Source organism: Ferrovibrio sp. MS7 (assembly GCF_038404985.1).
In the GTDB taxonomy this organism is placed as follows: domain Bacteria; phylum Pseudomonadota; class Alphaproteobacteria; order Ferrovibrionales; family Ferrovibrionaceae; genus Ferrovibrio; species Ferrovibrio plantarum.
Genome location: NZ_JBBKBA010000001.1, coordinates 1,878,796 through 1,891,162, shown reverse-complemented (window position 1 = coordinate 1,891,162; position 12,367 = coordinate 1,878,796). Strand labels below are relative to the sequence as shown.

Below are 12,367 nucleotides of genomic sequence, written 5' to 3'. Positions count from 1 at the left end.
GTCCGCGCATGACGACGTATGTTTTAGATCGTCATGCCCGGGCTTGACCCGGGCATCTCAGCAAAATTTCCAACTAGACCGCCGGGCTCTAAGCGCACGCCGCCGCATGCGGCGTGGGCGCAGAGGCCAGAAGGGCAGGCCCGGCGGTGACGAGCATTGAGATAAGCGTTCAACGCCCCGCCTTATCCCCGGTCTTATGCTCCACCGTGCCGAGCGCGTCGGCGAGGCGGAGCGTGGCGCTGCCGGGCTTCAACGGCTGCTGCTGGTTCGGCGCCGGGCGCCAGCCGGTGAGCATCACCACGTCAAACGTGGCGGTGATGCGGCCATCGGGGCCGCTGAAGCGTTCGGCATAGATTTCCGCCATGCGCAGCAGGGTCGCGCGCCGGGTGAAACCCCGGCGGCGGTCGCGCAAGGCATTGCCCTCGCCCATGAAGCGCAGGTCGCGCAGCAAGGCGAACACATCGCCATAGGTGACGTTGATGCGCTCGGCATCGGCGACGGGCAAGGCAAAACCGGCGCGTTGCAGCAGCCCGGCGCCGTCATAGGTGGTCATCATCGGCGCCACATGCGGCGACACGCCGCCTTCAAGTTCACTTTCCGCCTGCAGCCAGGCCTGGCGCAGTTCGGTCAGCGTCTCGCCGCCGAACAGGGCGGCCAGGAACAGGCCATCGGGCTTCAGCGCCCGCTGTAGCTGGATCAGCGCGCCGGGCAGATCATTCACCCAATGCAGGTTGAGCAGGCTGATGGCGAGATCGAATTTGCCCTCGGCCAGTGGCAGCAAATCTTCATCGGCGATGAAATCGCTGCCCTGCCCGATCAAATCTTCGACACCGCAGGCGGGATCCAGGCGCGGTGCCAGCCAGCCGGGCGCTACGCCTTGCACCAGCGCGAGCGGAAACTGCCGGCGGATATCGCCGAGCCGGTCGACCAGCCGCGAGGCAATCTCGGCATGCAGGAAATCATGGGCCGCGAAACGCGGCGCGGCGCGGCGGCGATGCAGGCGCTTGGCTGCGGGATCGAAAATCAGCATAGTCTCAGGCAACACTCTCAGGCATGGGCTTATTCTGCCACGGACCACGGGGATAGTGCCATGGCGAAGCCCAAGGCTGTCGCATCACGCAAGAAGATCAATCTGGCGCTCCAGGGCGGCGGCAGCCACGGCGCTTTCGCCTGGGGCGTGCTCGACCGCCTGCTGGAATCCGACCTGTTCGAGATCGAGGGCGTTGTCGGCACCTCGGCCGGCGCCATGAACGCCATCGTGCTGGCGCATGGCCTGGCGATTGGCGGTAACACCATGGCGCGCATCGAACTGCGCAAATTCTGGGAAGCCATCGCGGAAGCCAGCCGTTTCTCGCCATTGCAGCCGAGTTGGCTCGACCGCGTGATGCAGCCCGGCAGCATGAACCATTCGCCGGCCTACCTGATGTTCGACATCGTCAGCCGCATGCTCTCGCCCTACCAGCTCAACCCGGCCAACATAAACCCGCTGCGCGACATACTCGCCAAAATCGTGCATTGCGATGACCTGCGCGGCTGCCGCCATGTGAAACTGTTCGTCTGCGCCACCAATGTGCTGACCGGCAAGATCCGCGTATTCCAGAATGACGATGTCAGCATCGACGCGGTGATGGCCTCGGCCTGCCTGCCCTTCCTGTTCCAGGCAGTGGAGATCAACGGCGAGCATTACTGGGATGGCGGCTACATGGGCAACCCGCCGATCTACCCGCTGATCTATGACTGCGACAGCCGCGACGTGGTGATCGTGCAGATCAACCCGATCAAGATCGACGCGGTGCCAAAGACCGCGCACGGCATCATGGACCGCATCAACACGCTGTCGTTCAATTCCAGTCTGATGCGCGAAATGCGCGCGATTCATTTCGTCAGCAAGATCATCGACGACGGCTATGACGACAATGGCCGCCTGAAGCGCATGCTGATTCATACAGTGGATGCCGAGGCCGAACTGGCAGCACTTGGCGCCTCCTCGAAATTCAATGCCGAAATGTCGTTCCTGGAAGATTTGTTCAACCTGGGCCGACAGCGCGCCGAGCTATTCATCCAGGCGCATTACGACAAGATCGGCGTCGAAAGCTCCACCGATATCGCGGAAAAGTTTCTGTAGGCAGTTCTTTCTCTCATGGCGTCATGCGCGGACTTGATCCGCGCATCTCAAGCCAAATGGAGAAAGATGCGCGGATCAAGTCCGCGCATGACGACGGAACGAACAAGCCCTCAACCCCTGCCCACGCGCCAGGCGGCGAGGCAGGCATGGGCGCGCTGGCTCACTTCGGCGGCCGTGAAGCCGGGCTTGTAGAGCGAGGAACCGAGCCCGAAGCCGCTGGCACCGGCGGCGATCCAGGGCGCCATATTGTCAGGCCCGATACCGCCGACGGGCAGCACCGGCAGGGCCGGCGGCAGCACGGCGCGCAGGCTTTTCAGCACCGCCGGGCTGGCGGCTTCAGCCGGAAACAGCTTCAGGCCATGAGCGCCGGCATTGATCGCGGCGAAGGCTTCCGTCGGCGTGGCGAAACCCGGCAGCACGGTCAGGCCGCGCTGCCTTGCCGCCTGCACGATATTGATATCGCCATGCGGCATCACGATCAGCCGGCCGCCGCTCAAGGCCACCGCCTCCATCTGCGCCAGGTTCAGCACCGTGCCGGCACCGATCAGCGCCTCAGCCCCGAAATGCTCGGCCAGAAGCTGGATGCTTTCCAGCGGGCGCGGTGAATTCAGCGGCACTTCGATGATGCGGAAGCCGGCGGCATAGAGCGCATCGCCGATGCTGAGCACTTCATCGGGCTGCACGCCGCGCAGGATGGCGATCAGCGGCGCGGCTTTAAGGGCGTCGGTCAGGTTCATGGCAGCAGCTTGCTCAAACGGTGAAGACCGCGCGCGGCGGCATCGATGGGGGCGATTTCGACATGCCGGCCGAGCAGGCGGGCGGCATCGGCATAGCGCAGGCAGAGCGCCTGTTCGCCGACCAGCAGCAGGCGCGCGGCGGGCGCATGGCCGCGCAATTCATGGCCGATCAGGATGCCGGAAAGATAGGCGCTGGCGGCCGGGCCGGATAGTTCAGCGAACAGGCCGCGCGCACGCACACCGAACAGATGATGCAGCAGGCCGCCGCCCTCGCCGCTACGCTTCACGCCTTCGGCGAAAGCTTTCGTTTCCGGCTGGATTTCCGTTTGCAACAGGCCGGAAAGCAGGCCATGGCTGCGCAGCAGGGCATAGAGTTCGCCGGTGAAATAGGTGGCGAAGCCAATGATACGACCGGCCCGCAGCGTCACCGCCTTGCTGTGGGTGCCGGGCAGGCAGAGATCGGCATTGCCATTCTCGTCCGCCACGCCGAAAACCTGCATTTCCTCGCCGCGTATCACATCCGGCACGCCCTCCGCATCGCGGCAGGAGAGACCGGGGCAGAACCAGAGGTCGGCATCGCCGTCCCACGCGATGCGCCGCACGGCCCCTGCTATATCGGCAAGGCCTGCCGGGCAGGCGATATAGGGCATCTCGACCCAGCCATTGCGGCTGCCGATCATGCCCGAAGCCAGGATGCGGTTTTCGCCAGCAGCAATCCAGTCGCCGACCTGGCTCTGCAAGGCCGGGCCATGTTCGCCGGCTTCCAGTTGCGTGATGCCGAGCGGCGCGGAACGACGCTCCAGCACCCGGCCCTCGGCATCAAGCCGCCAGGCGCGGAAGCCGGTGCTGCCCCAATCGACGGTGATCAATGCGCGCAGACCATAGGCTCAGGCCATGGGCTCAGGCCATACACTCAGGCCACCAGGCGGCGGCCGCTGCCGGCATCGAACAGATGCACGCGATCAAGCTGCGGCAGGAAATGCACCTCGGCGCCCGGCGCATAGCCGGTGCGTTCGGCGAATACGCCGCAGACCTGGGCGCCGGCGAGCGTGGCATAGACGAAGGTGTTGGCGCCGGTCGGCTCCACCACTTCCACCTTCACCGGCAGACCGCCACTGCTGGCGGGGGAAAGATGCTCCGGCCGCACGCCATAGACCACGCTCTGGCCATCCTGGCCCACGGCATTGGGGCCAAGCGGCAGGTCGATGCCGGCGCCGGTGGCGACCCAGGCGCGACCGCCCTCGCGGCGCAACGTGCCCTGGATCAGGTTGATCGCCGGCGAGCCGATGAAACCGGCGACGAAAAGGTTGGCCGGGGTATCGTATAGTTCAAGCGGCGAGCCGATCTGTTCGACGATGCCATCGTGCATCACCACGATGCGGTCGGCCATGGTCATGGCCTCGATTTGGTCATGCGTCACGTAGATCGAGGTGGTCTTGAGCTGCTGGTGCAACGCCTTGATCTCGGTCCGCATCTGCACGCGCAGCTTGGCATCGAGGTTGGACAGCGGCTCGTCGAACAAAAAGACCTGCGGGTTGCGCACGATGGCGCGGCCCATGGCAACGCGCTGGCGCTGGCCGCCGGAAAGCTGCTTCGGGTAGCGGTCGAGATACTGGCCCAATCCAAGGATACCGGCAGCGGTGGCGACACGGCTGTCGATCTCGCTCTTGTCGGCTTTCCGCAGCTTCAGCGAGAAGCCCATATTGTCGCGCACCGTCATATGCGGATAAAGCGCGTAATTCTGGAACACCATGGCGATATCGCGGTCCTTCGGCGGCACATCGTTCACCACCGCGTCGCCGATGCTGATGGTGCCGTCGGTGATCGCTTCCAGGCCGGCGATCATGCGCAGAAGCGTCGACTTGCCGCAGCCGGACGGACCGACCAGGACGACGAATTCGCCATCGGGAATGGCAACGTCGATACCCCGGATCACCTCGAGGGCGCCGTATTTCTTGCGAACCTGCTTTACCGTCACGCTGGCCATGATCTGGTCCCTACTCCCTGCAAGCTTTTTTGTTCGTTATGCCCTGTGGCATCTTATATATCAGCTTAGCGAAAGCGTGCCGCAGTGCCAAGCCTCAAATGGCCGCACTGCTCTGATTTGGCGCGCCTGGCCGTAAAACAACACCGGCTTTTTTACTAAAAACCCCTGCCGTGATTACATCACGGCGCCGATATGCCCCGTGCGGTGACTACATCACCGCACCGATGTGCCAGGGCGCGAATTCCTCCTCGCCGAAACCGAGCGCCTCGCTCTTGCTCGGCTGGCCGCTGGCGGTATCGAGGATGAGCTGGAAAATGCGGCGCCCGAGCGCCTCGAGATTTTCGCTGCCCTCGACCACGGTGCCGCAATTGATATCCATGTCCTCGGTCATGCGGGCGTAAAGCTCGCTGTTGGTGGCGAGTTTCAGCGACGGCGCCGGGCGGCAGCCGAACACCGAGCCGCGCCCGGTGGTGAAGCAGACCACATTGGCGCCGCCCGCCACCTGGCCGGTGGCCGAGACCGGATCGTAGCCGGGGCTGTCCATGAACACGAAGCCGCGCGCCGTCGCCGCCTCGGCATAGCGGTAGACTTCGACCAGGTTGGTCGAGCCGGCCTTGGCGGACGCGCCGAGCGACTTTTCCAGAATGGTGGTGAGGCCGCCGGCCTTGTTGCCGGGCGACGGGTTATTGTCCATCTCGCCGCCATTGCGCTCGGTATAGTCGCGCCACCAGCCCATCAGGTCGACCAGCTTCTGGCCCACGGCGGGGGTGACGGCGCGGCGGGTGAGCAGATGCTCGGCGCCATAGGTTTCCGGCGTTTCGGACAGGATCACCGTGCCGCCATGGCGCACGATCAGGTCGGAGGCAACGCCCAAGGCCGGGTTGGCCGAGATGCCGGAATAGCCATCCGAGCCGCCGCATTGCAGGCCGATGGTGAGGAAACTCGCCGGCACCGGCTCGCGCTTGATCTTGTTTGCTTCAGGCAACAATTCCTGCACCTTGGCCATCGCCGCCTGCACCGTCTTGGCGGTGCCGCCGGTGTCTTGAATAGTCAGCGTATGCAGATGCGGGCCGCGCTCCAGCCCTTCCGCCTTCAGCAGCGTGTCGATCTGGTTGCCCTCGCAGCCCAGGCCGATGACGATGACGGAATGGAAATTCGGGTGCCGGGCATAGCCGGCGATGGTGCGGCGGAGCACATCGATGCCCTCGCCCTGGGTGTTGAGGCCGCAGCCGAGCTTGTGCGTCAGCGCCACCACGCCATCGACATTGGGATACTCCGCCAAAGGATTGGCGCCGGTGAAAGGGTTGGCGCGGAAGGCATCCGCCACGTATTTCGCTGCCGTGGCCGAACAATTCACCGTGGTGAGAATGCCAATATAATTCCGCGTCGCGACGCGGCCATCCGGGCGCTTGATGCCCATAAAGGTCGCCTGGGGCTCAGCGAAGGCGGTGGGCTTGACGGCTTGAGAGAAGGCATAATCGCGCTGGAAATCGCCCATGCCCATATTATGCGTATGCACATGGCGGCCCGGCTGCACGGCCTGGGTGGCGAAGCCGATGATCTGGCCATAGCGCGTCACGGCATCGCCCGGCGAAATCGCGCGCACCGCCAGCTTGTGGCCGGCGGGCACGGGTTCGGCGGTGACGACATTCTCGCCCGGAATCGAGGTGCCAACGGCGAGCGCCGAACGGGCGATCACCACATTGTCGTCCGGATGCAGGCGGATTACGGGACCATTGCTCATGGCACTCACTCCCTAATGATTATGGCTCCTCAGTGATTGTGGCGCGGCACGCCGAAGGTTTCGTCGACCTTCTGGTAGCCGGTGGCGAAATCCATGCAGCCGCCCGTGGAAAGCTGGCCCACGGTCTTGCGGTGCAGTTCCTGCCAGGGCGTCGCGTTCACCAGCTTCGGCGGCGTCCAGGCCTTGCGGCGGCGTTCCAACTCCTCGGCCGAAATCATGATATCGGCGGAACGCTTGTTGAGGTCGATGCGCACGCGGTCGCCGGTTTCGAGCAGGGCAAGGCCACCACCCACCGCCGCTTCCGGCGAGGCGTTGAGGATCGACGGACTGCCCGAGGTGCCGCTCTGGCGGCCATCACCGATGCAGGGCAGCAGCAGCACGCCTTGCTTCACCAGGCGATCCGGCGGCAGCATGTTCACCACTTCCGCCGAGCCGGGATAGCCCACTGGGCCGCTATAGCGGATAAACAGGATGGAATTCTCGTCAATCGGCAGCGACGGATCGTTGATGCGGTGGTGGTAATCCTCCGGCCCGTCGAACACGATGGCCGTACCCTCGAAGGCGCCCTCATCGCCCTTGCGCTCGAGGAAGTGCTTGCGGAATTCCGGCGAGATCACCGAGGTCTTCATCACCGCCGAGTCAAACAGCGTGCCGCCCAGCACCAGGAAGCCGGCTTCGGGGAGCAACGGCTTGTTGTAAGGCATGATCACGTCAGGATTGCCGTTCTTGGCGTTCTTCACATTCTCGCCCATCGTCTTGCCGTTGATGGTGAGGGCATCGCCATGCAGCTTGCCGGCTTCGAGCAATTCGCGCATCACCGCCGGCACGCCACCGGCGCGGTGGAAGGATTCGCCCAAGTATTTGCCGGCCGGCATGCAGTTTACCAGCAACGGAATGTCGTAGCCGATCTTGTCCCATTCCTTCACATCGAGATCGACGCCGATATGACGCGCGATGGCATTGATATGCGGCGGGCAGTTGGTCGAGGCACCGAGCGCGGACGCCGCAACAATGGCATTCTCGAATGCCTTGCGGGTAAGCACGCGGGAGGGGCGCAGGTCTTCATGCACGATCTCGACGGCACGGCGCCCGGTTTCGTAGGCCATCTGGGCGCGTTCGCGGTAGGGCGCCGGTATAGCGGCACAGCCGGGCAGCGACATGCCGAGGGCTTCCGCCAGGCTGTTCATCGAGAGCGCCGTGCCCATGGTGTTGCAATGGCCCGGTGATGGCGCGGAAGACGCCACCATTTCGAGGAATTCATCATAATTGATGCGGCCGGCGGCGAGTTCCTGGCGCGCGAACCATACCACGGTGCCGGACCCGGCAAGCTGGCCGTTGTAATGCCCATCCAGCATCGGGCCGCCTGAGAGCACGATGGCCGGGATATTCACGGTGGCTGCCGCCATCAGCAGGGCCGGCGTGGTCTTGTCGCAGCCGGTGGTAAGCACCACGCCATCCAGCGGATAGCCATGCAGCAATTCCACCAGGGTCAGGTAGGCGAGATTGCGGTCGAGCGCGGCGGTGGGGCGGCGGCCGGTTTCCTGGATCGGGTGGGTGGGGAATTCCAGCGGCAGGCCGCCGGCATCGCGGATACCGTCGCGGATACGCGAGGCGAGATCGAGATGGTGGCGGTTGCAGGGCGAAAGATCGCTGCCCGATTGCGCGATGCCGATGATCGGCTTGGTGCCGCGCAATTCGCCCAGCGTGAGGCCGTAATTCAGGTAGCGTTCCAGATACAGCGCGGTCATGCCCGGATCATCGGGATTGTCGAACCATTCGCGGCTGCGCAGGCGCTTCTTGTCGTTCTGGGGCTTGCTTGTCATCGTTTCACTCCCGATTGAAGTCTTATGCTTTTTTGCCGAGCTGCTCGCGGTGCAGCACGAAAAGGCCGCTGGCGACGATAATGCCGGCGCCGAGCAGCATGGCACCGGTGGGGATGTCGCCGAAGAACAGCCAGCCGAGCAGGATGGCCCAGAGCAGCGAACTATACTGGTAGGGCATCACTGTGCTGGCCGGTGCCAGTTTCAGCGACTGGTTCATGCAGACATGCGCCGAGGTGGCGACCACGCCAATCAGCCCGAGCAAAACCAGCGTTGTCAGGTCGAGCGGCTCCCAGCCCCAGGGCAGGGAAGCGAGGCCGAACAGGCCGACGCCGACGGTATGCCAGGCGATCAGGGTGAGATTGCTTGAGGCGCGCAATTGCCGCGTCGTCACCATCAGCAGGGCATAGGCGACAGCGCCGAACAGCGCGATCAGCGCCGGGGCGGTGAACACGCCGCCCTCGGGCCGCAGCACCAGCAGCACGCCGATGAAACCGACGCCTACCGCCAGGGCGCGGCGCCAGCCGACGCGCTCACCCAGCAGAGGAATCGCCAGCACGGTAACGATCAGGGGTGCTGCCTGATACACGCTCATCACATCGGCCAGCGGCAGATGCCGCACCGCCATATAGAAAGCCGCGACCTCGACCACGATCAGCGCCAGCCGCAGGCTGTGGCGCCAGGGCTGCTCGACGACGAAAACCTGGCGCCAGCCGGCGCGGTGGATCATCGGTGCCAGGATCAGGAAGGCGGCAGCCGAGCGGATGAACAGCAATTGCCCGACCGCGACACTGACCACCAGCCATTTGCCAAGCGCGTCGTTGAAGGTGAACAAAGCCGTGCCGAGCAGCATGAAGCCGATGCCCTGCAACAGCGCGCGGTCCATTGGGGCGACCGCGGCACCTACCTTCTGTTCAGCCAAGGCTGCCGCCTTCTTCCGAAAGCGCGCGGAAATCGCGCGAGGCGGCACGAATATGGCCACTCAGCACAGTCAGCGCCTTGGCCTTGTCGTTGGCCTTGAGCAGCTTGACGATGCTCAAATGCTCAGCCAGCGACACTTCGATGGAGCGGTCGCGCTGCGTCACATGGGCGCGCAGGGCCTGGATCTTCATTTCAAGCTGGCTGTGGGCATTGAGCAGGTAGGAATTCTGCGCCCGCTGCAGGATCTGGCGATGATAATCAGTGTCGATGCGGCGATAGCTGGAAAAATCGTTTTCCTCCAGCGCCTTCACCATCTTCTTGGCGCGTTGCTCCAGCGCCACCACCAGGCCAGCCTCGTCATTCTCGATGGCGCTGCGCAAGGCGGCGGTTTCGAGGATGATGCGGTATTCGCAGAATTCCTCCATGTCCTTCGGGTTCATGGTGAACACGAAGGAGCCGCGCTGCGGCTGGATATCCACCAGGCCCTCGAGCTTGAGCTGCAGCAGGGCCTCGCGCACCGGAGTCTTGGAAATGCCAAGCTGGGCCGCCAGCACATTCTCCGACAACGCCTCGCCAAGCTTCAACTCGCCATCGATGATGCGGGTGCGGATATGCTCCTTGACCAGCTCGGTGAGCGACTTCGGGCGTTCGATAGTGCCGGCGCGCAACGGCTTGGCCTTGGCCATGACGGCCTCCTGAAGACAACGGACTGCATTCGGATTCTGAGTTCCGCCAGACCCTAGCAGGCGCTCCCGAACCCCACAAGTCGTATCTGATATGTAAGAAACCGGTTGCCCCTAAGCTACTGATTGGGCTAGGAAGGAAGCCGGGAGGCCGGTATGAACCTGGACATTCTGTGCCTGGGCGAGGCGATGGTCGAGTTCAACCAGACCGGCGGCTCGGACAGCGACCAGTATTTGCGCGACTATGGTGGCGATACCTCGAACTGCGCCATCGCGGCGGCACGCCAGGGCGCCCGGGTCGGCTATCTCACCCTGGTCGGCGCCGATCCCTTCGGCGCCCTGCTGCTCGACCTGTGGCAGCGCGAGGGCGTCGATACCAGCGGCGTGGCACAGCGTGCTGACGCACCGACCGGCATCTATTTCGTCACCCATGGCAAGGCCGGCCACACCTTCAGCTATTACCGCAAGGGCTCGGCGGCCAGCCGCATGCTGCCCGCCGACCTGCCGCCGGGCAGCATTGCCAGCGCCGCCATCCTGCATGTTTCCGGCATCAGCCTGGGCGTTTCGGCCGACCTGCGCGCCACCAGCTTCGCCGCCATGGCGGAGGCCAGGAAGCTTGGCCGCCGCGTTTCCTTCGATACCAACCTGCGGCTCAAGCTCTGGCCCATCGAGCAGGCGCGCGAAGAAACCCACCGCGCCGCGAAACTCGCCGATATCCTGCTGCCGAGCCTGGAGGATGCCCGCGCGCTGTGCGGCCTGGAGCAGCCGGAAGCGATCCTGGATTTCTATCATCAACTCGGCGGCGCCCTGGTGGTGCTGAAATGCGGTGCTGCCGGCGTGCTGCTGCGCTTAGGCGATGGCAGCCGCTGGCGCGTGCCGGGCCACAGCGTGCCGAGTGTGGATGCCACCGGTGCCGGCGACTGTTTCGACGGCGCCTTCCTGGCCGAAATCGCGCGCGGCGCCAGCCCGCCGGAAGCCGCCGCCTATGCCAACACGGCAGCGGCGCTCACCACCATCGGCTTTGGCGCCGTCGGCCCGATCCCGCGCCGTGCGGCGGTAGAGGAATTCTTCCGCTCGGTCGGCAGCCCGAAGCCGGAAAAGTTCTAAAAAACCACTCGTGGATGCCCTGCCTTCGCAGGGCATGACACTGAAAACAAACCTCGTCATCCCCGGGCTTGATCCGGGGATCTTATGCCGATGCTCCATGAGATGCGCGGATCAAGTCCGCGCATGACGACTTATTAGTTGGGCCGTCATGCCCCGGCTTGGCCGGGGCATCCACGAGTCCGTTTTTGAGCTTACTTCACCACCGTGAACTGGATGCCGAACCAGCGGAAGCGGCCACGCTCCTTGCTTGGCACCGAGCAGGAAATGCGGTCACGCGGCGGCTGCAGCGGCGCCGGGGCGTGCATTTCATAGCGCCGCTCAGCAATCAGCTTGGGCGTAATCGCCTTGCCTTCCGAGGTGTAGCAGACCATCTGGTTCAGCCGCTCGACCTCCGGGTCGACGGTGAAACGCAGCGTCGGCGGATTGGGCGTCTGGCCGAGTTTCACCAGCACATCTTTCGGCTCGACATCGCTGACCGGCAGCGGCAGGGAATTCAGCGCCTGACGCAGGCGCTCGATGGAGCCGAATGTCTCGTTCATCGGGAAGCGCGGCATCCAGAAGAAATCGTTGCGCGCATGCATCGAGCCGGAATGCTGGCCGAACGCCACCGCATAGCCCATGCCCTTCACGATCTCCAGGCTCTTGGCATCCCATTCGCCAAACGGATAGGCAAACAACGATGGCTTCTCGCCCAGTTCCTTCTCGAACAATTGCATCGAGGTGTCGAGGTCCTTGCGGATGCCATCGGGGGTGAGCGAGGGCAGCGACAGATGCGTGTGGCCATGGGCGCCGATGGTGACGCCTTCATCGCGGAGCCGCCGCACATCGTCCCAGGTCATGTAGCCCTTTATCTTGCTCGTTACCGGCTCGGTGGCGACGAACAGCGTGAAGGGCAGCCCGGCTTTCTTCAGGCGCGGCCAGCCTTCGGTGGCAATCGAGAGATAGGCGTCGTCGGCGGTGATGGCGACGGCGCGGTCGGGCAAAGGCTCACCTTTTTTCAGCTTCGCCACGATTTCGGACAGTGGCAGCACGCGGTAGGCGCCCGACGTGAGTTCCGCCAGATGCGCCTCGAACTGCTCCAGCCGGATATTGGTGGACGGGATGCGGTTCTCGCCAAAGCGATGATACATCAGCACCGAGGCATGGGGGGCGGCATGGTCGGCAGCGTGGGATGGCCCAGGCACGCCCACCAGAACGGGCAGCAGCAGGGCGAGGTATGTGAGGGTTTTGCGCATTGCGCCCA

The 12,367-nt window shown here is 64.3% G+C and carries 11 protein-coding genes; 2 read left to right on the top strand and 9 right to left on the bottom strand.

The genetic code is table 11. The features are described 5' to 3' along the window. Positions 1–169 precede the first annotated feature (169 nt). Positions 170–1,030, bottom strand: coding sequence for a methyltransferase domain-containing protein (locus V6B08_RS09020; RefSeq protein ID WP_341979854.1), 861 nt, complete (start codon positions 1,028–1,030; stop codon positions 170–172). 60 nt (positions 1,031–1,090) lie between these two features. Between V6B08_RS09020 and V6B08_RS09015 the strand changes: the two genes are divergently transcribed. Further along, the gene (locus tag V6B08_RS09015) at positions 1,091–2,125 is read left to right on the top strand and encodes a patatin-like phospholipase family protein (protein WP_341979850.1); all 1,035 of its coding nucleotides are present in this window, start codon (positions 1,091–1,093) and stop codon (positions 2,123–2,125) included. Between the two features lie 110 nt (positions 2,126–2,235). Here V6B08_RS09015 and V6B08_RS09010 read toward each other — a convergent pair whose 3' ends face one another. The 7 genes from V6B08_RS09010 to V6B08_RS08980 all read right to left on the bottom strand — a co-directional run bounded on the left by V6B08_RS09010 (position 2,236) and on the right by V6B08_RS08980 (position 10,020). Then, positions 2,236–2,862 carry a 2-dehydro-3-deoxy-6-phosphogalactonate aldolase gene (locus V6B08_RS09010; protein WP_341979848.1) on the bottom strand — a complete coding sequence of 209 codons (627 nt, stop codon included), beginning with the start codon at positions 2,860–2,862 and terminating at the stop codon, positions 2,236–2,238. Beyond that, positions 2,859–3,731, bottom strand: coding sequence for a 2-dehydro-3-deoxygalactonokinase (locus V6B08_RS09005; RefSeq protein ID WP_341979846.1), 873 nt, complete (start codon positions 3,729–3,731; stop codon positions 2,859–2,861). Before V6B08_RS09005 ends, V6B08_RS09010 begins: the two co-directional genes overlap by 4 nt. A 44-nt stretch (positions 3,732–3,775) precedes the next feature. After that, a complete protein-coding gene (locus V6B08_RS09000) occupies positions 3,776–4,849 on the bottom strand; it encodes an ABC transporter ATP-binding protein (protein WP_341979844.1) in 1,074 nt (357 codons plus the stop codon). Between the two features lie 208 nt (positions 4,850–5,057). After that, positions 5,058–6,593: a UxaA family hydrolase gene (locus V6B08_RS08995; protein ID WP_341979842.1), complete on the bottom strand. Its 1,536-nt coding sequence runs from the start codon at positions 6,591–6,593 to the stop codon at positions 5,058–5,060. Between the two features lie 29 nt (positions 6,594–6,622). Further along, complete coding sequence (locus V6B08_RS08990) at positions 6,623–8,416, bottom strand: IlvD/Edd family dehydratase (protein WP_341979840.1); 1,794 nt, start codon at positions 8,414–8,416, stop codon at positions 6,623–6,625. A 22-nt stretch (positions 8,417–8,438) separates the two neighbouring features. Beyond that, on the bottom strand, positions 8,439–9,335 hold the full coding sequence (locus tag V6B08_RS08985) for a DMT family transporter (RefSeq protein ID WP_341979838.1): 897 nt from the start codon (positions 9,333–9,335) through the stop codon (positions 8,439–8,441). Next, positions 9,328–10,020: a GntR family transcriptional regulator gene (locus tag V6B08_RS08980; RefSeq protein WP_341979836.1), complete on the bottom strand. Its 693-nt coding sequence runs from the start codon at positions 10,018–10,020 to the stop codon at positions 9,328–9,330. The genes V6B08_RS08985 and V6B08_RS08980 overlap by 8 nt, the downstream gene beginning before the upstream one ends. 153 nt (positions 10,021–10,173) lie before the next feature. On the opposite strand from V6B08_RS08980, the gene V6B08_RS08975 reads away from it, so the two are divergent. After that, a complete protein-coding gene (locus tag V6B08_RS08975; RefSeq protein ID WP_341979833.1) occupies positions 10,174–11,124 on the top strand; it encodes a sugar kinase in 951 nt (316 codons plus the stop codon). A 191-nt stretch (positions 11,125–11,315) separates the two neighbouring features. Here the strand turns inward: V6B08_RS08975 and V6B08_RS08970 are convergent, their stop codons facing one another. Then, complete coding sequence (locus tag V6B08_RS08970; RefSeq protein WP_341979831.1) at positions 11,316–12,359, bottom strand: polysaccharide deacetylase family protein; 1,044 nt, start codon at positions 12,357–12,359, stop codon at positions 11,316–11,318. Positions 12,360–12,367 lie beyond the last annotated feature (8 nt).

Excerpts from the sequence above, each read along its gene's own strand:
- V6B08_RS09020 (WP_341979854.1), bottom strand. The coding sequence starts at position 1,030 with ATGCTGATTTTCGATCCCGCAGCCAAGCGCCTGCATCGCCGCCGCGCC.
- V6B08_RS09015 (WP_341979850.1), top strand. The coding sequence starts at position 1,091 with ATGGCGAAGCCCAAGGCTGTCGCATCACGCAAGAAGATCAATCTGGCG.
- V6B08_RS09010 (WP_341979848.1), bottom strand. The coding sequence starts at position 2,862 with ATGAACCTGACCGACGCCCTTAAAGCCGCGCCGCTGATCGCCATCCTG.
- V6B08_RS09000 (WP_341979844.1), bottom strand. The coding sequence starts at position 4,849 with ATGGCCAGCGTGACGGTAAAGCAGGTTCGCAAGAAATACGGCGCCCTC.
- V6B08_RS08995 (WP_341979842.1), bottom strand. The coding sequence starts at position 6,593 with ATGAGCAATGGTCCCGTAATCCGCCTGCATCCGGACGACAATGTGGTG.
- V6B08_RS08990 (WP_341979840.1), bottom strand. The coding sequence starts at position 8,416 with ATGACAAGCAAGCCCCAGAACGACAAGAAGCGCCTGCGCAGCCGCGAA.
- V6B08_RS08980 (WP_341979836.1), bottom strand. The coding sequence starts at position 10,020 with ATGGCCAAGGCCAAGCCGTTGCGCGCCGGCACTATCGAACGCCCGAAG.
- V6B08_RS08975 (WP_341979833.1), top strand. The coding sequence starts at position 10,174 with ATGAACCTGGACATTCTGTGCCTGGGCGAGGCGATGGTCGAGTTCAAC.
- V6B08_RS08970 (WP_341979831.1), bottom strand. The coding sequence starts at position 12,359 with ATGCGCAAAACCCTCACATACCTCGCCCTGCTGCTGCCCGTTCTGGTG.